Origin of the sequence: Vibrio sp. 10N.261.45.E2 (assembly GCF_002875705.1) — a bacterium.
Classification (GTDB): Bacteria; Pseudomonadota; Gammaproteobacteria; order Enterobacterales; family Vibrionaceae; genus Vibrio.
Genome location: NZ_MCZZ01000176.1, coordinates 1 through 22,162 on the forward strand (window position 1 = coordinate 1; position 22,162 = coordinate 22,162).

Consider the following 22,162-nt stretch of genomic DNA (forward strand, 5'->3'; position numbering starts at 1 on the left):
TCTTAAACGATCGGCATTACGTTAATTTGACGGGCATTTTTTTTTGCGTTCGATATACTAAGCTCATAAAGCATGTATAAATAATCAGTATTTGAAGTTATGTCTATTATCTTAGGGATTGACCCTGGCTCTCGTATTACCGGCTATGGTGTAATTCGTCAAAATGGCCGCCATCTATATTACTTAGGTAGCGGTTGTATTCGCACCTCTGAAAAAGAACTGCCGGGCCGACTCAAACAAATCTACGCTGGTGTGAGCGAAATCATCACTCAATTCCAACCGGATGTGTTTGCGATAGAGCAGGTCTTCATGGCGAAGAATGCCGATTCGGCACTTAAGCTGGGACAAGCGCGTGGCAGTGCGATAGTGGCTGCGGTAAATGCTGATCTCCCCGTTCATGAATATGCGGCTCGTTTAATTAAACAAGCGGTAACAGGTAATGGTGGTGCTGATAAGTCGATGGTTCAAAACATGGTGATGAGCATGCTTAAGTTACCTGCCAAACCACAGGCCGATGCTGCTGACGCTCTAGGCGTAGCGATCACTCACGCAAACACTAATAAAACCTTGATAGCACTGGCAGGCAAGGCGACAGGCGCGCGAAAAGGGCGCTACCGTTAAGCACCATCCTCTTATCAGTTCTTAACGTATTACTTTCTCCGTTTATTCCATCGATGAGCCTTACGCCTCGTTTGGCTCATATCAAAACAATACGCGGCTAAATCCTTGATGAAATGAGATCTTTCGAACAGAACCCAGATAATAACATTGCGTATCATTTAACATCCCATTAACATTGGTCGGAGGTCTTACAAGTTAATCAAGGATGATCACTGATGAACCCAATCAAGTTGTGGCGCGCGCTGTTTCTACCCAAAAGTAATAGATGGAATAGCAACGAAGTCAGACAAGCCGATATCTTATTACTCTTCACTTTTATCGCCTTCTTCGTGGGTGTCTATAGCTTAATCAAGTGGACCAAGCATGAAGAGCAGCTGCTGGTGGCCACTTCCGTATTTCTTATCGCTTTTGAATTAGTCTCCGCACTGCTATTAGGCATTACTCGTAAGCCTAGCTTGGCATTGAACTTTGGTTTTGTCGGTATGGCGGTGCACGCGCTGAATATCATTTACCAAAGCGGTGGCGTGGTTGAGTCAACTCAGGCTTATTGGGTGCCGTTGTTAGTGGTTGCTTTTTTCTTGTCAGGAACACGCATTGTTGCCTTGGTATGGAGTGGGCTAGTGATTGGTGTTTCACTGGTGATGACGTCAGCTCATCTTGATGGCTTTGAATTTCCGCAGTTAGTACTTACTCCGGAAGCGGTGGTGGTTGAGACCTGGTCCGGTGTGATTATGCCGCTGGTGGTGATCTGCATTGCTCAAGCGTTTACCGCTAAGCAAAAAGAGGTGGCGATTGAAATGGCAGAAGATGCGATTTCAGAAAGCCAACACGTAGCCAACCAAGCGACACAAAGCGAAGGTCGACTTTCCATTGTCCTTGACCAAGCGAACTCGAATTCTGAAAGCTTACAGGGCGTATCTGTTCATTTAGACCAGCAGTCACAAGACCTGCATGCTCAAGTGGAGGTGTTGAACATCAATTGCGAATCTCAGGCGAGCGCAGCAGAACAGATGAGCCAACAACTGCATCAAATGACGCAAGGTATCGAGGAGTCCAATTCATTTGTTGGTGAGTTAAAAGAGCGCAGTGAGGCTGTTGGAACAAAAGCGCAAAAGAGCTCAGAATCGCTAGAAGCCTCAACGAGTGCAATCAGCCAGATCATTCAAAGTAATCAAGAGATCATGAAAGTCGCCGATCTGATTACCTCGGTTGCCGAGCAAACCAACCTATTAGCACTCAACGCAGCAATAGAAGCGGCACGCGCTGGTGAACAAGGACGAGGGTTTGCTGTTGTTGCTGATCAAGTGCGAGAGTTATCGGCGAAAAGCAGCCATTCTGCGATAGAAATTCGAACTCTGTTAGACCGAAGTAAAGAAGAAGTGGAACACGGCAGAGCGATCATTGAAACTACTGCTAATGAGATGAACGGTATAATCTCTGAGGTTCAAACCATCTCGACCGACGTAAACCAGCTGACCAATATTATGGCGATGCAGATGAGCTCGTTGAAAGAGCTAGACCTTGCGAGTTCAGAAGTGGCGCAGAGTGTTGCAGAAACCAAATCAGTGTCAGGGTTAGTTGCAAATTATGGTTCTGAACTGACAGGGCACGTTACCTCTGTCAAAGAACTGGTCGAAAGCTTAAACAGCGTGGTTTCACAAGCTAAACAAGCGTAAATAAATCACTCAAACAAACACAAAGAACTGGATAAGCATCCAGTTCTTTTATATTCTGTCCCTCAAATTATATTCCATCAAGAGAGTGAATTGTGATCGGACGTCTACGCGGTACATTAATAGAAAAACAGCCACCAGAATTACTAATCGAAGTGAGTGGCGTTGGCTATGAAGTTCAAATGCCAATGAGCTGTTTTTATGAATTACCAAACGTGGGCGAAGAGGCAATCATCTACACGCACTTTGTTGTACGTGAAGATGCGCAGCTACTTTATGGTTTTAACACGGTTAAAGAGCGTGCACTGTTCCGTGAAGTCATCAAAGCAAACGGCGTTGGCCCTAAGCTTGGCCTTGGCATTCTTTCAGGTATGACTGCTAGCCAGTTTGTTCAGAGTGTTGAACGTGAAGACATCTCTACACTGGTTAAACTTCCGGGTGTGGGTAAGAAAACCGCAGAACGTCTGGTTGTTGAAATGAAAGACCGCTTAAAAGGATGGGGCGCGGGCGACCTGTTTACTCCAGCGACGGACGCTGCTCCTATTGACTCTATGCCAACCGTTCACGACGCGGAAGAAGAAGCGGTAAGTGCGTTACTTGCATTAGGTTACAAGCCGACTCAAGCTTCTAAGGTGGTTTCTCAAGTGGCTAAAGATGGCATGACTAGCGAGCAGTTGATTCGCGAAGCTCTGAAATCGATGGTTTAACACCCCGAATACTTGTTCTACAAAACAGACTCATTCACTTTGCCTTTACACAGATTCAGAAGCGCAGAGTCAAGAACCGCATAGTTAGGAATAACAGAATTTATGATTGAAGCCGATCGCCTTATTGCACCGGATAACCCAGTATTCAAAGATGAAGATGTCATTGATCGTGCAATACGCCCTAAAGCTCTTGCTGACTATCAAGGTCAGGATCACGTTCGTGGTCAGATGGAAATTTTCATCAAAGCGGCTCAACTGCGTAATGAGGCGCTCGATCATCTGTTGATATTTGGCCCTCCAGGCTTGGGCAAAACCACTTTGGCGAACATCGTTGCCAATGAAATGGATGTAAACATTCGTACGACTTCCGGCCCGGTATTAGAAAAAGCGGGCGACTTAGCGGCGTTGCTGACCAACCTTGAAGAAAATGATGTTCTGTTCATCGATGAGATCCACCGCTTAAGCCCTGTGGTCGAAGAGGTGTTGTATCCAGCAATGGAAGACTATCAATTAGATATCATGATTGGTGAAGGCCCTGCGGCGCGCTCTATTAAAATCGATCTTCCTCCTTTCACTCTGATTGGTGCCACCACTCGTGCTGGCTCATTGACATCGCCTTTACGTGACCGTTTTGGTATCACGCAGCGCCTTGAATACTACAAAGTTGAAGACCTGCAGAATATCGTTCAACGCAGTGCTGATTGCCTAGGTTTGTCTATGGAGTCGGAAGGTGCATTGGAAGTGGCTCGTCGTGCTCGTGGCACACCTCGTATTGCTAACCGTCTACTGCGTCGTGTGCGTGACTATGCGGAGGTAAAAGGGGATGGGCATATTTGTCCTGAAGTTGCCGACAAAGCACTAAACATGTTGGATGTCGATGCTAAAGGTTTCGACTACATGGATAGAAAGCTTCTGCTTGCGATTATGGAGAAGTTTGGTGGTGGCCCGGTTGGTATCGACAATATGGCTGCCGCGATTGGTGAAGAGAGAGACACCATTGAAGACGTGTTAGAGCCTTACTTGATTCAACAAGGTTACCTACAAAGAACGCCAAGAGGTCGAATCGCTACCGACAGAGCATATTTACACTTCGGAATAGATAAACCGTCTAATCGTTAAATTATTCATTTTTAAAGATCCCAGTTGCATAAGCGCTGGGATTTTTTGCTTTTTACTGAATAACAACTCTTTGAGCGAGTCGATAAAAAGGCTGAATAATGGCTATCAAAAATGAAAACTTTGATTGCAGGTTTGATTTGGCTAACAAAAAATGAAATAAGTTGACATGTTTTTTGTTAATACTTTATGGGTAGTTGTAATTCACATGTTGAGGCGGTGCTGAGCTTTTGTCACAGATATCATGCACTGTTATTAACGGAGGCTAAATTGGTGTGATTTTAATCATGATTGTTCAAAAATAACTCTAATTTGCTCGAATAAAATTGATACAAATCAAAGCAAGGTTCTCCTATAAACCTTTTGAAACATACTGATTTTACCAGTAATATTAGCGCCAGCTATATTAGCTCATGCTTAACAATAATCTAACTATAACGGTACGTTTTTGCTACAAATTTCAATTTGTAATAACAATTACACAAATTGTTTTAACATGGATTTTTGCGGTGAATAATCACACAAGTGTCATTCAGCCGACACAAAGGAGTTACCATGATTGATGTTGTTGATCTGTCGCGATTGCAATTTGCATTTACAGCGATGTATCACTTCCTATTTGTTCCACTGACACTAGGTATGGCATTTCTACTTGCCATCATGGAGTCAGTTTATGTAATGACTGGCAAGCAAATTTACAAGGACATGACTAAGTTCTGGGGTAAATTGTTTGGTATTAACTTTGCTCTTGGTGTAGCGACAGGCTTAACCATGGAGTTCCAGTTCGGTACTAACTGGTCTTACTATTCTCACTATGTTGGCGACATCTTTGGTGCTCCGCTAGCTATCGAAGCGCTTGTTGCATTCTTCCTAGAGTCTACTTTTGTTGGTCTTTTCTTCTTCGGTTGGGACAGATTGTCGAAGCGTCAGCACTTAGCGGTAACTTGGTTAGTAGCACTTGGTTCTAACTTCTCTGCGCTTTGGATCTTGGTAGCTAACGGCTGGATGCAAAACCCAGTAGGTGCGGAATTTAACTTTGAAACGATGCGTATGGAAATGGTGAGCTTCGCTGAAGTTGTACTAAACCCAGTAGCGCAGGTTAAATTCGTACACACAGTAGCGTCTGGTTACACAACGGGTGCAATGTTCATCCTTGGTATCAGTTCATACTACATCCTTAAAGGTCGTGATCTTGCCTTTGCTCGTCGCTCTTTTGCGATTGCAGCATCTTTCGGTATGGCGGCGATCCTGTCAGTAATCGTGCTAGGTGATGAATCTGGTTACGAGCTTGGTGAGGTTCAAAAAGTGAAGCTAGCTGCTGTAGAAGCAGAGTGGCACACGGAAGAAGCACCAGCAGCATTTACTGTTTTTGGTATTCCAAACCAAGAAACAATGGATACTGACTACGCAATTAAAATCCCATACGTAATGGGTATTATCGCAACACGTTCTCTTGATAAAGAAGTAACGGGTTTACGTGACCTACGTGACGACCACGTTGATCGTATCCGTACTGGTATGTACGCGTACGAGCTACTTGAAAAGCTACGTGCAGGCGATAAGTCTGAAGAAAACATGGCTGCGTTCGACGAAGTAAAAGGTGACCTAGGTTACGGTTTACTTCTTAAGCGCTACACAGACGATGTTGTTGATGCAACAGAAGACCAAATCCAAATGGCTGCGGATGATTCAATCCCAACAGTTTGGCCTCTATTCTGGTCATTCCGTCTGATGGTTGCTTGTGGCTTCATCATGCTGTTTGTATTCGGTGCGGCGTTTGTTCAAACGTGTCGTCAGAAAATCGAGCAGAAACCATGGGTACTTAAAGCTGCGTTGTTCTCAATCCCACTACCTTGGATTGCGATTGAAGCTGGTTGGTTCGTTGCTGAGTTTGGTCGTCAACCATGGGCGGTTGGTGAAATCCTGCCGGTTAACGTTGCTGCATCAGCACTGACTATTGAACAGCTTTGGACTTCCCTATTCGCTATCCTGGCACTGTACACAGTGTTCTTGATTGCTGAAGTTTACCTAATGCTAAAATTCGCACGTAAAGGTCCAAGTAGCTTAAAGACAGGCCGTTACCACTTTGAACAAAACGATAACTCTGTTGAAGACAAAGTTAGCCGTTCAGTCGAAGTATAAGTGAGGGAATATTATGTTTGATTACGAAAGCTTACGACTTATCTGGTGGGTATTGATCGGTATTCTACTGGTTGGTTTCGCCGTAACTGATGGCTTCGATATGGGTGTTGCCGCTCTTTCTCCTGTTATCGGTAAGAGCGACACTGAACGTCGTATTATGCTTAACACGATTGCTCCTCACTGGGATGGCAACCAAGTTTGGCTTATTACGGCAGGTGGTGCATTGTTTGCTGCATGGCCACTGGTTTACGCAACGTCGTTTTCTGGCTTCTACTTCGCAATGTACGCGACGTTAGCGGCACTTTGGTTACGCCCACTTGCACTAGACTACCGTTCTAAGATCGAAGATCCAAAATGGCGCAAAACTTGGGACTACGCACTTTGCTTTAGTGGCACAGTTCCACCAATCATTTTTGGTGTTGCGTTTGGTAACCTATTACAGGGCGTACCGTTTGACCTGAACGAACTAATGATGTCTAAGTACCATGGCACGTTCTTCGCTCTGCTGAACCCGTTTGCATTGTTATGTGGTGTGTTGGCGCTAATGCTGTTCGTTATGCAAGGTGCAACATGGCTTCAAATGAAGACAACAGAAGAACTGCATAGCCGAGCTCGTAATGTTGCTCAGATCACTGGTCTAATTGCTATTGCTCTATTCGTTATTGGTGGCTTCTGGGTTCAATCTATCGAAGGCTATGTAATTACAAGCACTCTCGATACGTTTGCAGACTCTAACCCACTAAACAAAGAAGTATCACTTCAAGTTGGTGCTTGGATGACAAACTTCGAAACGTATCCAGCAATGTGGGCTGCGCCGATCCTTGGTGTAGCAATGCCACTGCTTGCTGTGATTGCATCTCGCTTTGAGCGTGGTGGTTTCGCATTCTTGTTCTCAAGCCTATCGAACGCTGGTGTTATTTTAACGGCTGGCTTTGCAATGTTCCCATTCGTAATGCCATCAAGCCTGAACCCAAGCCATAGTTTGACTATGTGGGATTCAACAGCGAGTGAGCTAACACTTGGTCTTATGACTGCAGTTGCGGCGGTAATGGTTCCTGTGATTCTGGGCTACACAACTTGGACATACTACAAAATGTTCGGTCGTCTAGATAAGAAACACATCGAAGATAACGACGTTTCAGCTTACTAAGCTAGAAGTTAAATAACTTAGGAGAAATTTTATGTGGTATTTCGCATGGATTTTGGGTGTACTTCTAGCATGTGCATTCGGCATCATTAATGCTCTATGGCTAGAGCATTCAGAAATGATGGACAAAGACAGTGAGTAATCTCGCAGAGCAAATCGCTAAACTGCATCAACCAATGGATAAGACTCTGCTTAGAGCCTTATCCTTGATATTGGGTTTTATGCATGTGGGCTTAGTGATGTGGGATCCTGAAGCGTATGCGACAAGCATCGGTGGCTTTAACGCGATCATCGGGCCAATGTTTATCTGGGCAGTATGCTCAAGCATGGTTTACGGTATCGGATTTAAGCCAAGAGCTTGGATGTGGCAACTACTGTTTAGCCCTTACGTTTCACTCACAATTTTGCTCTACCTAACGGTGCTGCGCCTTCTATAAAGGTGAAGAGTTTAGGTTCATCACAACGTGAACCTTTATACTTGTTGGGTTTTTAGCCAAAAAGAGGTCATCTTATACAGATGGCCTTTTTTTTCGTCTCTCAAATCAAAAAATTCACAGCGATATACTATTAATGATAAGGAGTTAGGTTATAGTGAGATCTTTATCGTTTTGGATTGTGGTATCAAATTGCAGGGATTATCTAAGCCATTTACGTGGCCAGTGACAGTGTATTACGAAGACACCGATGCGGGTGGCGTTGTGTACCATTCAAACTATCTTAAGTTTTTCGAACGCGCTCGAACTGAGATGTTGCGCTCAATTGGCGTTTCTCAGCAAGTATTGTTAGAACAAAACATCGGTTTTGTAGTCCGACATATGGACATCGATTTTATTCAAGGTGCGCGCCTTGATGATTCTTTACAAGTCATTACAAATATTTACGAGTTGAAGCGAGCTAGCTTGGTCTTCTGTCAAGAGATCGTAAATCCTGATGGCAAAGCATTGTGTAAAGCAATGGTTAAGGTAGCATGTATCGACAATCAAAAAATGAAACCAAAGGCAATGCCAACATTTATTCTTACGGAGCTAACGAATAGTGACTGCTGAAATCTCAATCTTAGGCCTAATTTTAGAAGCTAGTTTACTAGTTAAGATGGTCATGCTGACTCTTATGGGCATGTCTGTTGTGTCTTGGGCGATGATCATAAAAAGAAGTAAAGTGTTATCTCAAGCTTCTAAACAAACAGAAGTGTTTGAAGACAAATTTTGGTCAGGCGTTGATCTTGCAAAACTGTACCAAGAGAGCAACAAACGCAAAGACGAGCTTTCTGGTACTGAAGAAATTTTCTACGCAGGCTTCACTGAATTTGCTCGCCTTCGTAAATCAAACGCAACGTCTCCTGACTTCATCATGGAAGGTACTGGCCGTGCAATGCGCGTTGCCGTTGCTCGTGAAGTAGACGAACTAGAAACTAACTTGCCTTTCTTGGCGACCGTTGGTTCTATCAGCCCATATATCGGCCTATTTGGTACGGTTTGGGGCATCATGCACTCATTCATCGCATTAGGTGAAGTGAAGCAAGCGACATTAGCGATGGTTGCTCCTGGTATTGCAGAAGCACTTATTGCGACAGCAATGGGTCTATTCGCCGCAATTCCAGCCGTAATGGCGTACAACCGCTTTAGCAGCCGAGTAGGTAAGCTGGAACACAACTACGCGACTTTCTCGGAAGAGTTCCACAGCATTCTTCACCGTCAAGCGATGGCTGGCAGGGAATAGTAGATGGCTGGATACCAACCTAAAAAACGCAAAATGACAGCAGAGATTAACGTCGTACCTTACATCGACGTTATGCTTGTTTTGCTGATCATTTTTATGGTGACTTCGCCGTTTGTTACTCAAGGCGTTGACGTTGAATTGCCTCAGGCTTCAACGGCTAAATCGGCACAAGATCTACTGGGTGACGACAATGCGAGTTTCATCATCGTTGAAGTGAATAAAGACGGTGAACTTGGCTTGAGCGTAAATGACGAAGAAGTACAACGCGGCTTATCTATGGAAGATATTATCGTCCGAGTGAAGGCTGAGTTGTCTTTGAAGCCAAATTCTCCAGTGGCGGTTGGTGGTGATGCCGCAACGCCATACGCTGAAGTGGTTTTATTACTTGATGAATTAAGCCGTGCAGGTGTGCCAAAGGTTGGCCTTTTAACGGATATAAGGGAATAGCTCCGTAGCATTCATGAAAGCGAATAATAAAAAATCCAATAATTTTAGATCACCGCTTCTTATTTCTCTTGGGCTGCACGTCATTTTATTCGTTGCGCTCATTTGGGGAGCGGATTTCACTATGTCAGAGCCAAAGCCCACAGGGCAGATGGTTCAAGCTGTGGTGATTGATCCTCAATTGGTTCGCCAGCAAGCTCAACAAATTCGCCAGCAAAGAGAAGCAGCGAGTAAGAAAGAGCAAGAGCGCCTAGATAAACTAAGACGTGAAAGTGAACGACTTGAAAAGAATCGCAAAGCCGAAGAAGAAAATATTCGCAAGCTAAAAGAGCAGCAAGCGAAAGAGGCTAAAGCCACTCGTGAAGCTGAAAAGCGCCGAGTTGAAAAAGAGAAACAACGTAAAGCTGAAGAAGCACGTTTACAGCAAGAGAAAAAGAAAGCCGCTAAAGCTGAAGCTGATCGTAAGTTAAAAGAAGCTGCGTTAGTGAAAGCCGAGAATGAGCGTAAAGCCAAAGAAGCGGCAATCGCAAAAGCTGAACAAGAACGTGTAGCAAAAGAAAAAGCCGCGAAAGAAGCCGCAGAGAAAGCTCGTAAAGAGAAAGAAGCCGCTGAACTCGCTGAAAAGCAACGTATAGCCAAAGAGAAAGAAGCAGCTGCTGCCGCAGAGAAAGCCCGTAAGGCGAAAGAAGCGGCAGCAAGAGCGGAAAAAGAGCGTAAACAGCAAGAAGCAGCATTGAACGATATCTTTGCTGGGCTTGAAACTGAAGCGACTCAAAACTCTTCAGCAAGACAACAATTTATTAGTGATGAAGCGCAACGTTACGGTGCAATTTATACCCAGTTGATTCAACAGAACCTGTTGTTAGAAGACAGCTTCCGAGGACGCTCGTGTCGAGTGAACCTTAAACTGATTCCAACTGGCTCTAATGCGATATTGGGCAGCTTGAGTATCTTGGATGGCGATAGCCGTTTATGTGCAGCAACCAAGCGTGCAGTAGCACAAGTGCAATCTTACCCGTTGCCTAAAGACCCAGACATTGTGAAGTCACTAAAAGACATTAACTTAACTGTATCACCAGAGTAAAAGGACGAACTTGTGTTAAAAAAACTATTACTGAGTTTTGTTTTTGTAATAGCGACAAGCAGCCAGTTTGCACATGCGGCACTGGAGCTGGTTATTACAGATGGTATTAACTCTGCAAGACCTATCGCTATTGTTCCTTTCCGTTGGGAAGGCGCAGAGCCATTGCCACACGATGTATCAGCAGTTATCGCTTCTGACCTACAACGCAGTGGTAAATTCAGCCCAGTTGCAACAAGCAAAATGCCTCAAACACCTTACAGTGAAGGTGAGGTGAATTTTGATGCTTGGACTAACCTCGGCGTTGACTCACTACTAACCGGTAGCATTACTAAAAATGCCGAAGGGCAGTATGTGGTGAACTACCAGCTGATCGACATTGTTCGTGGTCAACTGACCAAAGGACAAAGCCGTGCGCTAAGTGATGAAGGCCAATTGGTACTTTCTAAAGATCACGTGTTGTTCAACAAAAAAGCAACAGTGCCAGGTAAACGCTTGAGAGAATATGCACACCGCATCTCTGACTTAGTATATGAAGAATTAACTGGGGAGAAAGGCGCGTTCTTAACACGTATCTCTTACGTAGTTGTGAACGACAAAGACAAGTACCCATATCAACTTCGTGTTGCTGACTACGATGGTTTTAACGAGCGTCTAGTGCTTCGTTCTAAGCAACCTCTCATGTCACCAGCCTGGTCACCAGATGGTAAAAAGCTTGCTTATGTGAGTTTCCAAAATGGCCAAGCTGAAATATTCATCATGAATATTTACACAGGTGAACGCGAGAAAGTGACGTCATACCCTCGTCATAATGGTGCGCCAAGATTCTCGCCAGATGGTAAAACATTGGCATTGGTATTGTCGAAAACAGGTAGCCTGCAGGTGTACACACTTGACCTTGCTAGCCGTAAGCTGACTCAAATTACCCGCGGCCGTTCGAATAATACTGAACCATTCTGGCACCCAGATGGCAAGTCTCTTATTTTCACATCGGATCGTGGTGGTAAACCACAGATTTATAATGTAAATTTGTCAAATAATTCGACATCTCGTATTACTTGGCAAGGTAGCCAAAACTTAGGTGGCCAGATCACTCCTGATGGACGATTCCTAATCATGGTTAATCGCAGCAACTCAGGCTTTAACTTGGCTAAGCAGGATTTGGAAACAGGTGCGGTTCAGGTACTAACAAAAACATTGTTAGACGAATCTCCAAGTATTGCTCCGAATGGAGGTATGGTTATCTATAGCTCTATTTACAACAAGACAAATGTACTATCGATGGTTTCTATCGATGGACGTTTTAAAGCTAGATTACCGGCAACTAACGGACGCGTAAGAGCGCCTGCGTGGTCACCGTTTCTCTAGTTATTTTGATACATTCTTTTAGCTATTGATAGTGTTAACTATTGTGGCATTTAACTATCTATAGCACTTAGTCGCTGTAGAAACTAAGTTTGATAACGTAAGGAAAAAAAGATGCAACTTAATAAAGTTCTTAAAGGCTTGATGATTGCACTACCAGTGATGGCAGTAACAGCATGTAGCTCAACTGATGAAGCAACATCTGCAACATCTGGTACAGAAAGCAACCAAACAACTTCAGGTTCAGAAGGCAACGTAGACACAACTGTTGTAACGCCAATTGACGCTAACGGTCAACTGTCTGAGCAAGAGCTTAAAGAGCAAGCGCTACGTGAAACTCAAACAATCTACTTCGCATTCGATAACTCTACTATCGCTGGCGACTACGAAGAAATGCTAGCAGCTCACGCAGCTTACCTAGTTAAGAACGTTGACATGAACGTTACTATCGAAGGTCACGCTGATGAGCGCGGTACTCCTGAGTACAACATCGCACTTGGCGAGCGTCGTGCACAAGCTGTAGCTAAGTACCTACAAGCTCTAGGTGTTCAAGCTGACCAAATCTCTATCGTAAGCTACGGTGAAGAGAAGCCACTTCTTCTAGGTCAATCTGAAGATGTGTACGCTAAAAACCGTCGCGCAGTACTAGTTTACTAATTTTAGTAGACTCTATAATTGAGGAATTGCCTCATGTTCAGTAACACAAAGCGAGTTATTTTGCTTTCGTTACTGGCAAGTGCAGCGAACACCGTGTTCGCTGCACCAGCTCCAGTATCCGATCTCAATAGCACCGCAACCAATTCATCATCTTCCTCTCGATCAGCATCTAACGAATCAGATATTGAGCGTTTAGAACGCCTGCTTCAAAATCGCAACCTCGTTCAGCTTCAAATGCAACAGCAAATCGACGACATGGCACTGGAGATCAGTGAACTTCGTGGTGAGCTGGAACGAAACAGTTACGATATGAAGCAAATGCTAGAGCGTCAACGTGAACTGTTCATTGAACTGGATCGCGTGAGAGGCGAGGTGAAAGCAGCAGGAACAGCAACAGTAGCAGTGGCGGCGAGCGAAGGCTCTAAAGACGCTTCTGGTACGTTCAGTACTGATGTGGATGAGCAAACCGCTTATCAAAATGCTGTAGATATGATTCTAAAGCAACGAGACTACACGGGTGCTATTGCAGCATTCCAAAAGTTTCAAAAAGACTTCCCAGATTCTACCTTCACACCTAACTCACATTACTGGTTAGGACAGCTTTATTTCGCTAAGAAGCAAGATAAAGAAGCGGTGAAGAGCTTCGCAGCTGTTGTGTCATACAAAGATTCAAACAAGCGAGCAGATGCACTGGTTAAGCTTGGTGACATAGCTGCGCGTAACAATAACGCGGCGCAAGCTAAGAAATATTACCAACAAGTCGTTACCGAGTACCCAAACAGTGCCTCGGCTAAAGTGGCTAAAACCCACTTATAAAACTAAATAGGGGTGCTTAGGCACCTCTTTTTATACCTGCTCACTTCCGTTTGGTGTTTGCTCATCTTGTTAATGGTGCCAACTAGTGATGGCAATGTCTCGGCTTGTTTATACGTCTTAAGCATTAGCTGAACATCGCTTGCAACCAATCCTTTTTGATCCTAATCGCTGTCCTGTGTAGAATACTCGGATTCTCGGAAGAAGTTGCGTAGAGCAAGAGCAATGAGTCATATACTAGATAAAATCGATACAGTTTACCCGTTTCCGCCTAAGCCAGTTCCACTGAGCGACACTCAGAAACAGGCCCACATCGCAAACATCAAAAAACTACTTCAAGAAAAAGATGCAGTTCTAATTGCACACTACTACACAGATCCTGAAATTCAGGCTCTGGCAGAAGAAACTGGTGGTTTCGTTGGCGATTCATTAGAAATGGCTAAGTTCGGTAACCGTCACTCAGCAAGCACTTTGATCATTGCTGGTGTTCGTTTCATGGGTGAGTCTGCAAAGATTCTTACTCCCGAAAAACGCATTCTAATGCCAACACTTGAAGCTGAATGTTCACTTGATCTTGGTTGTCCTGCTGACAAATTTACAGAATTTTGTGATGCTCACCCTGACCACACCGTGGTTGTATACGCGAACACCTCTGCGGCTGTTAAAGCTCGAGCAGACTGGGTAGTTACGTCGAGTATCGCTTTAGAAATCGTTGAAAGCCTAGACGCTGAAGGCAAACCCATTATTTGGGGCCCAGACCGTCACCTAGGTTCTTACATCGCGAATCAAACTGGCGCTGACATGTTGCTTTGGCAAGGTGAGTGTATTGTTCACGATGAGTTCTCAGCTGATGCTCTAAAGAAAATGAAATCGGTATATCCTGAAGCTGCAATTCTTGTGCACCCAGAGTCTCCAGCAAGTGTTGTTGAGCTGGCTGATGCTGTTGGTTCTACAAGCCAACTGATCAAGAAAGCGAAAGAGCTGCCTCATCCACAGATGATTGTCGCGACAGACAAAGGCATCTTCTTCAAGATGCAGCAATTGGTTCCTGAAAAAGAGCTGATTGAAGCGCCGACAGCGGGTGCTGGTGCAACGTGTCGCAGCTGTGCACACTGCCCTTGGATGGCGATGAACGGCCTTGAAGCGATTGAAAATGCGCTTGAGAACGGTGGTGAGCAACACGAGATCTTCGTTTCTGACGAATTACGTGTGAAGTCTCTTATCCCACTGAACCGCATGTTAGATTTTGCTGAGCAGTTAAATATGCAGGTAAAAGGTAACGCGTAAGCCGTTCTTTTATCTAACCAACGAAAAACCAGCCAATAGTGCTGGTTTTTTTGTATCTAAAGATAGGTCGCTACTATCAATCTTGTGGTCATGTAACTTTTTATGATGATACATCTTGTTGATATGAGGTATTTTTTCTAGCATGTAATTAAGATCGAAGGATTTGAGGCTCGAATGATAATCTGGTTACAACTCAAACGCTGGATCAAAGCAAACATCTTTGTTTTGAACGGTAAAAACCTGCTGTTTACTTTCCTCGGCTACGTGTTTCTATCGTGGTCGACGCTGTATTTAGCCGGTGAAACGGACTTAACCAGCTCGTTTACTACATTTGCATACTACTTGGTCGTTACTGCTTCTACGGTTGGTTATGGCGATCTGTCACCAACGACAGAAGCTGGGCAGTGGATTGTCATTCTATTTGTGATTCCGGGTGGACTCAGCCTTTTTGCCGCGTTACTTGGTAAGGTGGCGACAGAAGGTGTTGAATATTGGCGAGCGGGCTTGCTAGGAAAAAGGAGAGTTAGAGTGGATAACCACATTTTGATGTTGGGGTGGAATGAGCAAAGAACCATTCACCTCATCCGCATGCTGCAACACGAAGAGACGGGTAAGCGACCAATCGTGTTATGTACTCGTTCTGATATCGAGAACCCGTTACCCGGTGAAATCAATTTCGTTAAAGTAAATAGCTACACCGATGGTAAAGAGATGGAGAAAACGGGCATCGAATCTGCCAGTTGCATCCTGATAGATAATCCAGAAGACGACATCACGTTATCTGCGGCACTTTACTGTGCCAACCGAAACCCTAAGGCGCACCTTCTTGTTTACTTTAAAGACGAAGCGCTGAGTGATTTGCTGCATAAGCATTGCCCTAACTCTGAATGTATTCCTGCTGTGGGTGCTGAGATGCTGGCTAAGGCTGCTGTAGACCCAGGTTCGAGTGCTCTCCACCAAGAGCTATTGAGTTCAACACGGGGCATGACACAGTACTCGACCTATTACCCAGAGAATTCTGAGCCTGTTACGGTTGCGCCAATTTTCTCTGTGTTTAAAGAGAAGTATCAAGCTACGCTAATTGCGATTGATACAGGGAGTGGTATTGAACTTAATCCAGAATTAGACCGAGTTGTCAGTAGTGGTACTAAGCTATTTTATATTGCCGATGAGCGAATTGATGACTTCGATTGGAAAGGCTTCTAAAGCTACAATTTTCCTTTCGTGTAAAAACTAAAAAAGGCTTCATCAAGAAGCCTTTTTGGTATTGGTAAAGCTAACTTTTATTGAGCTTCAGCCAATGCAATACCACGCTGCGTTAATCCGCAGAGCATGACAGGCACAGCGTTAAAGATCTCTTCGAACTGCTCTAGACCTTCAATGCCTTGCTCTGCAAGCGTAGCAATTGAAGTCTCTGGATCGTAAAGCATGCTTAGCGAAAGCAGAACGCCGCCAATGAGTGCGTTATCTTCGCTCTCCTCAGGCATCAGTGTTTCCCAGTCGTCGCGGGTAATCTGCCAGCCTTGAAGTAAGCCTTCACAAAAATCACGAGCGGCGGTGTTAACCACTTCTTCGTCGTCTAATTGACAAGCTTCAGGCCAGACCCAAGTACCTTCAATCAGCTCCGGTCGAGTTTTGTTCCAAAGCGCAATGATAACTTCAATGTAGCTTTCTAGCTGTTCGCCATCCGTAAAAGGTGCGACTTCTTCGCCACCCCATAAGAACGGTAGCCACTCATGCGGGGTTAACACATTAGGTGCCGCTGCCATTGCCGTGACAAAGCCCATTGTTTTGTGTTCTGTGATTAGCTTTCCTTCCAACTCTGGAAGCGCAAGAATATCTTGTAAAGTCAAAGTGAGGTACCGTAAAAGGGAACATATTTGCGCTTATAGTACCAATGAACTTGTGCCAATCAAGCTTCAATCTAAAAAGGCTTGATGTCATGGATGATAAACACTAGGTTTAACAGAAAAGAAAACAATAAAAGAATTATGCAGATACGGTCGTCTTTAAAGAAAAAAAGCATGGTAGCGCTTGGATTATACCTTGCGATGTTTATTGCCATTGTCGGTAGTGTGACGTATTACGTCGTAGAATCCCCTGTGCGCGCCAAATTACAACAAAACCTCGACTTGCGTACGCAACTGTTATCCGCATTGATTACAGAGCCACTTAGCAGCTCTAAAGGGTTTGCTGACAGTCTCGTTGGATTTGCTCAAGCACATCGCAACGGTGATGATGTTATTCCGCTCTTCAAGTCCATGTTGGCGGCGAGCGACGATACGATCGTCAGTGCAGGTATTTGGCCTGAACCTTATGCTCTCGACCCAAATAAACTCTTAAACAGTTATTTTTTCAATAAAGCTGACGACGGCACGATTGATCAGTTGTTCTCTTACAACAATCCTAAGAACGCCCCGTATCATGAAGAATACTGGTATACCTCTGTGGTCGACGAGCCGCAGGGAACCATCTCATGGAGTGACGTGTATATCGATCCATACACACACGTTCGAATGATCACGGCGTCTTCACCTTACTATTACGATGGAACCTTTGCTGGTATTGCGACGGTGGATCTCTCACTCGAAGAGCTGCTCGGCTTTATCAAGAACCACGCCGAAGAGTACAATCTTGGCATTACGCTTAGAGATAAGCTCAACCAAGTGTTGGTCTCTCATAACTTCAATCTGGTTGAAGGTATTTACATTAGTAGTAACCAATTTGGTGATTTCGGCTGGCAAGTGGATGTGGTGAACTCCAAATCACGGGTAGCGGATGAAGTTTTTCGTCAGGTGATGAGCATTGAAGGCGGTATTGTTCCGCTGTTGCTGCTTTGTGTAATGGCAGGGTATTACCTATTGAACCGATATTTGATTAGTCCAATCACAAGGATTGCCGCTCAGGTTGATAGCTCGAAAGCAGGCGAAATCATTGATGTGGATTACTCAAGTGATGATGAGATCGGTCACTTGATAAAAACCTTCAACGAAAAGACCATTTATCTCGAAGCGGAAAAGGTTAAAGCCCAGGCATCGACCAATGCAAAAACTGCTTTCCTTGCTACGCTGTCACATGAAATTCGCACCCCTATGAATGGTGTTCTGGGTACCGCTCAGATCCTACTAAAAACCCCGCTAAATTCTGAACAAGAGAAGCATCTTAAGAGCTTGTATGAGTCCGGTGATCACATGATGACCTTACTCAACGAGATCTTGGATTTCTCGAAGATCGAGCAGGGCAGGTTAGACCTTGATGAAACGCGTTTCCCACTTGATTCGATCATCGGCAGTATCAACAGTGTCTACTACACATTGTCTTCCGAGAAAGGGCTTCAATTCAAAGTGTACTCTGAGGTGCCTTCTGGTCGTTGGTACTTCTCCGATAAAGCTCGCCTTCGCCAAATCTTGTTTAATCTATTGAACAACGCGATGAAGTTCACCTCCAGAGGTTTTGTCGAGGTGTACCTAAAAGAAGTCGTCGAGGGGAGTGATACCTACCTTAGTATTCGAGTTCGTGATACCGGAATTGGTATCTCTAAAGAAGCTCAAAAGCGAATTTTTAAACCGTTTGAACAAGCGGAGTCTTCGACGACAAGGCGTTTTGGTGGTACAGGTCTTGGCTTAGCAATAGTGAAGAAAATTGCCCAATTGATGGATGGCAGTATTACCGTCACCAGTGAAGAAGGGATAGGCACTAGCTTTGATGTTCGCTTAAAGATTCAACCATGCCAGCCTGGCGAGATCGAGAGTTTGCCACATAAGAAGTTGGACTACTCAGGCTTAAAAGTACTGATCGTTGAGGATAATCGAACGAATACGGTGATCATAGAAACCTTCATGAGCAGTAAAGGCTTTACTTGTAAGAGCGTCGAAAACGGTGAGCTTGCGATACAAGCCGTGGTTGCTGAGCGCTTTGATTTGGTACTTATGGACAACCATATGCCTGTGATGGATGGCGTTGAATCAACTACAGCGATTCGTGCTTTGATCGGTGATGTGTCATCAGTATTGGTATTTGGTTGTACGGCTGATGTCTTTAAAGAGACTCGCGAGCGCATGCTGGGGGCGGGTGTGGATTATATTATCGCAAAGCCAATCGATGAGCGTGAGCTGGATGATGCGTTGTTCCGCTATTCAAATAAGCTTTACCAATACCATGAAGTAAAAGAGGATGATCTCGAAAGCGAAGCAGTAAAACAACGTGATTCTAAAAGTAAAAGCGAGTCACTGCCTAAACCTGATCTGCGAAACAAAGATAACACCGAAGAGCTATTAGTGACCTTGTATGTGGCACTAGAAGACAACAACCTAGAACTGATTCAATTTGCGCTAGAGAGCCTACGTGTTCACGTTGAACCAATGAACAATGCTGAACTTACTTATCAAGTTGATAAAGCGTTAGAGCAGGTTTCTTTAGGGACCCCACCTACACAAGATGTCATCAATATCATTACTGTAAACCTACCGATGGCTTAAATGTTGTTTAATTACGGTAAGTAAACAACGAATTGTCTAATGTTTGACCTTGGTTTGGATTTTTGGTTGAAGTGACTGCTTTTTAAGTGGTTTTTGGTTGTTAATTTACAACTTGATTTTTAATTTGGAATGTATGACTACTTATCTTGTGATTTAATAGTGCCATTATCTGGTAGGGTGCGAAAGTGCCTTGTTTATATGTTGCTAAATCACTAAATAGGTAGTGATATATTTTAGGTTTAACGCTCAATGAAGTCTCGTGGTCCATTTTGTATTCGTAACGCAGCGGCGGATACATTTGCTATGGTAGTTTTCTGTTTTATCTCTGGCATGATCGTAGAAGTGTTTATTTCTGGTATGACGTTCGAGCAATCTCTTGCTTCTCGAACGCTATCTATTCCGGTAAACATTGCGATTGCATGGCCTTATGGCGTGTTCCGTGATTGGTTCTTGCGCAATGGTGCAAAACTTTCACAAAGTTCGTTGATGAAAAACCTGTCAGACCTTATGGCTTACGTGCTATTCCAGTCTCCTGTTTATGCGGGTATTTTGCTAGCAGTGGGTGCTTCAGGTGACCAGATCGTGACGGCTGTAACCAGTAATGCGGTTATCTCGTGCGGTATGGGCGTACTTTACGGCTATTTCCTAGATATGTGCAGAAAGTGGTTTCGAGTTCCGGGTTACTACCAACAAGCCTAAGCACAACGAAAGAATGAAATTTGGTTTGTTTTTGATCTAATGAGTTAATTTGTAATCGAACAAACCGAAAAAGGCACTTTTTTTGAGAATGCCCCTTGACCAAAGCAAGCAGAATCAATAAAGTAGCGCCTCGTTGAGTGACATGCTCAACACACAATTTGTGGAAGGATGGCTGAGTGGCTTAAGGCGCTCGCCTGGAAAGCGAGTATACGTTTATAGCGTATCTGGGGTTCAAATCCCCATCCTTCCACCACTATTCAAAACCCTAGCAGAAATGCTGGGGTTTTCTCGTTTTAGAGCCGCTATATTCCACTTCATCGATAACCATCCCTAGTATCCGTTACATTAATCATTTCTTTATAGTTATTTTCTCTATTAATACCGTCGCAGCTTGAGCCATCTTAGATGTTTTTATCATCGATAAACGCTTGATTTTTTGGTATGAATCTAGATTATTAATAGTACGCAACATTATGAATAAATCTAACTATTAGGAATCCATAACCCCATGACAGAAACCCTTGTTTCTCCAATGCTCTCTTTTACAATCGCGATTTCGTTACTGTTTATCGGTAAAGGTTTGATTGAGCGATCTGAAGTATTAAGAAAGTATTCTCTGCCAGAGCCTGTGATTGGTGGCTTTGTTTGTGCTGCGACCGTAGCGGCGCTTTATTATATTTTTGAAATCCAAATTACCTTTAGCCTCGATGTCAGAGACTTTTTGCTTCTCTACTTTTTTGCTGGTATCGGGCTCCAAGCGGATATTAAAACACTGATTAAAGGCGGGCGACCGCTGTTCATCCTGTTATGTCTTGCTGCTATTTTTATCGTGTTGCAAAACGTTGTCGGAATGGCGGTGGCTTCCGGCTTTGGAATGGATGCGAAAGCAGGCTTGTTGTCTGGCTCAGTGAGTCTGATTGGCGGTGTTGGTACTACGTTAGCTTGGGCACCAATGTTTGTTGAAGAGTTTGGCATTTCTAACGCGCTGGAACTTGGTGTCGCTTCTAACACAGTTGGTTTGATTGCAGCGTGTGTGATTGGTGGTCCGATTGCTAATTACCTTCTCAATAAACACAAAGTCAGCCCATCTAATGAAGAAGAAGTGACGGTTGGTGCATATCAAGAGAGTGAAACCAAAACAGAGCTGAGCCATTACGGTGTTTTGTGGGCGTGGCTCATTCTTAACTTAACACTGATGCTGGGTTACAGCTTAAGTGAAGTTATCGACTCGATGGGTTTGAAACTGCCGTTATTCGTTAGCTGTTTAATCGCGGGTATCCTAATCGGTAACGTTGGACGTGCATTATTCAAGAAACGTCGCACCCAAGAGAAAATAGCTCAAGGCCGCAAAGGGTTAGCGATGATCTCTGACATCTGCCTAGGTATGTTCCTGACTATGGCATTGATGGGATTACGTATCTGGGATCTCGACGGACTGTTTGGTTACATCTCAGTGGTCATGAGTATCCAGATCTTGCTTTCGCTACTGTTTACGATATTCGTTGTTTATTACTTGATGGGGCGTAATTACGATTCTGTGGTGATATGTTCAGGCTTCGGTGGTATCACTCTAGGCTCGACAGCAACAGCAATTGTGAACATGACCGCGGTAACTCATCGCTATGGTGCAAGTCCACAAGCGTTCATTGTGGTGCCATTAGTGTGTGGTTTCTTCGTCGATTTGATTAATGCGCTTGTGATTAGCTTTTTTGTTGGTATGTAAGCGAAGCCAGTGCTTCGCATGAGTTTATGATTAGTAGCTTGTTCAACAGAGCAAGCTACTAGTGATTTAATTTTGTAACCTACCGCTTTTGTTGATAATGCTTGGTATGCATAACCCTATTATTTTTTGTGGCTTTGATGAGCGATGTAATTACTTGAGTGCTGTGGTTTTCAAAGCGAGTTAGCCAAGCTCTCCTACTGCATCTCGCCATTGCTGTTTTAGACGTGAACGCTCATGGTACTACTCGTTGGATTTATATTTTCACCGATAATTTGTAGTATCTTATAATCTTCATCCCTTCCTCCCTCCCTTCACTGAGCTTCTCATAAACCCTAAAATGATACACCCAAGCACTGATAGGGTTTATGTTGATTTAATTCCCTGTTAATGAATCTAAAATTCGACTTGTAAATTTAATGCTCGTTCAATGATGTTAAAAACATCAGATTTCATTTAAGGATTAAATTATTAAAGGTTTATTATTCTCTTA

The 22,162-nt window shown here is 44.0% G+C and carries 21 protein-coding genes and 1 tRNA gene; 21 read left to right on the plus strand and 1 reads right to left on the minus strand.

The window, feature by feature from the left end; all coding sequences use genetic code 11:
- Positions 1-99: 99 nt before the first annotated feature.
- The 17 genes from ruvC to BCT34_RS23890 all read left to right on the plus strand — a co-directional run bounded on the left by ruvC (position 100) and on the right by BCT34_RS23890 (position 15,978).
- Positions 100-621, plus strand: a complete 522-nt coding sequence (ruvC, locus tag BCT34_RS23810) for a crossover junction endodeoxyribonuclease RuvC (RefSeq protein WP_008219936.1) — start codon at positions 100-102, stop codon at positions 619-621.
- Positions 622-836: 215 nt separating this feature from the next.
- A complete protein-coding gene (locus BCT34_RS23815; RefSeq protein WP_076652258.1) occupies positions 837-2,297 on the plus strand; it encodes a methyl-accepting chemotaxis protein in 1,461 nt (486 codons plus the stop codon).
- 92 nt (positions 2,298-2,389) lie between these two features.
- Positions 2,390-3,001, plus strand: coding sequence for a Holliday junction branch migration protein RuvA (ruvA, locus tag BCT34_RS23820; protein ID WP_017062079.1), 612 nt, complete (start codon positions 2,390-2,392; stop codon positions 2,999-3,001).
- Positions 3,002-3,103: 102 nt separating this feature from the next.
- On the plus strand, positions 3,104-4,120 hold the full coding sequence (ruvB, locus tag BCT34_RS23825) for a Holliday junction branch migration DNA helicase RuvB (protein WP_017062078.1): 1,017 nt from the start codon (positions 3,104-3,106) through the stop codon (positions 4,118-4,120).
- Positions 4,121-4,672: 552 nt separating this feature from the next.
- Positions 4,673-6,259, plus strand: coding sequence for a cytochrome ubiquinol oxidase subunit I (cydA, locus tag BCT34_RS23830; protein WP_017630634.1), 1,587 nt, complete (start codon positions 4,673-4,675; stop codon positions 6,257-6,259).
- Between the two features lie 13 nt (positions 6,260-6,272).
- The gene (gene cydB / locus BCT34_RS23835; RefSeq protein ID WP_076652261.1) at positions 6,273-7,409 is read left to right on the plus strand and encodes a cytochrome d ubiquinol oxidase subunit II; all 1,137 of its coding nucleotides are present in this window, start codon (positions 6,273-6,275) and stop codon (positions 7,407-7,409) included.
- 31 nt (positions 7,410-7,440) lie between these two features.
- Positions 7,441-7,548, plus strand: a complete 108-nt coding sequence (cydX, locus tag BCT34_RS23840; protein WP_000270284.1) for a cytochrome bd-I oxidase subunit CydX — start codon at positions 7,441-7,443, stop codon at positions 7,546-7,548.
- Complete coding sequence (gene ybgE, locus BCT34_RS23845; protein ID WP_004736478.1) at positions 7,541-7,843, plus strand: cyd operon protein YbgE; 303 nt, start codon at positions 7,541-7,543, stop codon at positions 7,841-7,843. The genes cydX and ybgE overlap by 8 nt, the downstream gene beginning before the upstream one ends.
- 171 nt (positions 7,844-8,014) lie before the next feature.
- Entirely contained in the window at positions 8,015-8,452 is a 438-nt protein-coding gene (gene ybgC, locus BCT34_RS23850; protein ID WP_076652263.1) for a tol-pal system-associated acyl-CoA thioesterase, read from the plus strand.
- Positions 8,442-9,125, plus strand: a complete 684-nt coding sequence (tolQ, locus tag BCT34_RS23855) for a protein TolQ (RefSeq protein WP_017062073.1) — start codon at positions 8,442-8,444, stop codon at positions 9,123-9,125. The genes ybgC and tolQ overlap by 11 nt, the downstream gene beginning before the upstream one ends.
- 3 nt (positions 9,126-9,128) lie before the next feature.
- Positions 9,129-9,572: a protein TolR gene (tolR, locus tag BCT34_RS23860; RefSeq protein ID WP_017062072.1), complete on the plus strand. Its 444-nt coding sequence runs from the start codon at positions 9,129-9,131 to the stop codon at positions 9,570-9,572.
- Positions 9,573-9,585: 13 nt separating this feature from the next.
- Positions 9,586-10,653, plus strand: a complete 1,068-nt coding sequence (tolA, locus tag BCT34_RS23865; protein ID WP_076652266.1) for a cell envelope integrity protein TolA — start codon at positions 9,586-9,588, stop codon at positions 10,651-10,653.
- 12 nt (positions 10,654-10,665) lie between these two features.
- Complete coding sequence (gene tolB, locus BCT34_RS23870) at positions 10,666-12,018, plus strand: Tol-Pal system beta propeller repeat protein TolB (protein ID WP_048607285.1); 1,353 nt, start codon at positions 10,666-10,668, stop codon at positions 12,016-12,018.
- A gap of 111 nt (positions 12,019-12,129) precedes the next feature.
- Positions 12,130-12,672: a peptidoglycan-associated lipoprotein Pal gene (pal, locus tag BCT34_RS23875; protein ID WP_017062069.1), complete on the plus strand. Its 543-nt coding sequence runs from the start codon at positions 12,130-12,132 to the stop codon at positions 12,670-12,672.
- A 33-nt stretch (positions 12,673-12,705) separates the two neighbouring features.
- Positions 12,706-13,488, plus strand: coding sequence for a tol-pal system protein YbgF (gene ybgF / locus BCT34_RS23880; RefSeq protein WP_076652270.1), 783 nt, complete (start codon positions 12,706-12,708; stop codon positions 13,486-13,488).
- Between the two features lie 222 nt (positions 13,489-13,710).
- Positions 13,711-14,772, plus strand: coding sequence for a quinolinate synthase NadA (nadA, locus tag BCT34_RS23885; RefSeq protein WP_076652272.1), 1,062 nt, complete (start codon positions 13,711-13,713; stop codon positions 14,770-14,772).
- A 174-nt stretch (positions 14,773-14,946) separates the two neighbouring features.
- The gene (locus BCT34_RS23890; RefSeq protein ID WP_076652275.1) at positions 14,947-15,978 is read left to right on the plus strand and encodes a potassium channel family protein; all 1,032 of its coding nucleotides are present in this window, start codon (positions 14,947-14,949) and stop codon (positions 15,976-15,978) included.
- 77 nt (positions 15,979-16,055) lie between these two features.
- On the opposite strand, the gene BCT34_RS23895 is transcribed toward BCT34_RS23890, so the two are convergent.
- Positions 16,056-16,625, minus strand: a complete 570-nt coding sequence (locus BCT34_RS23895) for a UPF0149 family protein (protein WP_076652277.1) — start codon at positions 16,623-16,625, stop codon at positions 16,056-16,058.
- A 171-nt stretch (positions 16,626-16,796) separates the two neighbouring features.
- On the opposite strand from BCT34_RS23895, the gene BCT34_RS23900 reads away from it, so the two are divergent.
- The 4 genes from BCT34_RS23900 (at position 16,797) to gltS (ending at position 21,672) form a co-directional block, all read left to right on the plus strand.
- Complete coding sequence (locus tag BCT34_RS23900; RefSeq protein WP_076652280.1) at positions 16,797-19,250, plus strand: hybrid sensor histidine kinase/response regulator; 2,454 nt, start codon at positions 16,797-16,799, stop codon at positions 19,248-19,250.
- 249 nt (positions 19,251-19,499) lie between these two features.
- A complete protein-coding gene (locus BCT34_RS23905; RefSeq protein WP_048616306.1) occupies positions 19,500-19,949 on the plus strand; it encodes an L-alanine exporter AlaE in 450 nt (149 codons plus the stop codon).
- Positions 19,950-20,111: 162 nt separating this feature from the next.
- Positions 20,112-20,202 (plus strand) — tRNA-Ser (locus tag BCT34_RS23910).
- Positions 20,203-20,457: 255 nt separating this feature from the next.
- Positions 20,458-21,672, plus strand: a complete 1,215-nt coding sequence (gltS, locus tag BCT34_RS23915; RefSeq protein ID WP_076652282.1) for a sodium/glutamate symporter — start codon at positions 20,458-20,460, stop codon at positions 21,670-21,672.
- The last annotated feature ends 490 nt before the right edge of the window (positions 21,673-22,162 follow it).

Bases quoted from the DNA above. Each gene is read 5' to 3' on its own strand.
- ybgF (WP_076652270.1), top strand. From the start codon at position 12,706: ATGTTCAGTAACACAAAGCGAGTTATTTTGCTTTCGTTACTGGCAAGT.
- nadA (WP_076652272.1), top strand. From the start codon at position 13,711: ATGAGTCATATACTAGATAAAATCGATACAGTTTACCCGTTTCCGCCT.
- cydA (WP_017630634.1), top strand. From the start codon at position 4,673: ATGATTGATGTTGTTGATCTGTCGCGATTGCAATTTGCATTTACAGCG.
- tolR (WP_017062072.1), top strand. From the start codon at position 9,129: ATGGCTGGATACCAACCTAAAAAACGCAAAATGACAGCAGAGATTAAC.
- gltS (WP_076652282.1), top strand. From the start codon at position 20,458: ATGACAGAAACCCTTGTTTCTCCAATGCTCTCTTTTACAATCGCGATT.
- pal (WP_017062069.1), top strand. From the start codon at position 12,130: ATGCAACTTAATAAAGTTCTTAAAGGCTTGATGATTGCACTACCAGTG.
- cydB (WP_076652261.1), top strand. From the start codon at position 6,273: ATGTTTGATTACGAAAGCTTACGACTTATCTGGTGGGTATTGATCGGT.
- BCT34_RS23815 (WP_076652258.1), top strand. From the start codon at position 837: ATGAACCCAATCAAGTTGTGGCGCGCGCTGTTTCTACCCAAAAGTAAT.
- ruvB (WP_017062078.1), top strand. From the start codon at position 3,104: ATGATTGAAGCCGATCGCCTTATTGCACCGGATAACCCAGTATTCAAA.
- cydX (WP_000270284.1), top strand. From the start codon at position 7,441: ATGTGGTATTTCGCATGGATTTTGGGTGTACTTCTAGCATGTGCATTC.
- ruvC (WP_008219936.1), top strand. From the start codon at position 100: ATGTCTATTATCTTAGGGATTGACCCTGGCTCTCGTATTACCGGCTAT.
- tolA (WP_076652266.1), top strand. From the start codon at position 9,586: ATGAAAGCGAATAATAAAAAATCCAATAATTTTAGATCACCGCTTCTT.
- BCT34_RS23890 (WP_076652275.1), top strand. From the start codon at position 14,947: ATGATAATCTGGTTACAACTCAAACGCTGGATCAAAGCAAACATCTTT.
- BCT34_RS23905 (WP_048616306.1), top strand. From the start codon at position 19,500: ATGAAGTCTCGTGGTCCATTTTGTATTCGTAACGCAGCGGCGGATACA.
- BCT34_RS23900 (WP_076652280.1), top strand. From the start codon at position 16,797: ATGGTAGCGCTTGGATTATACCTTGCGATGTTTATTGCCATTGTCGGT.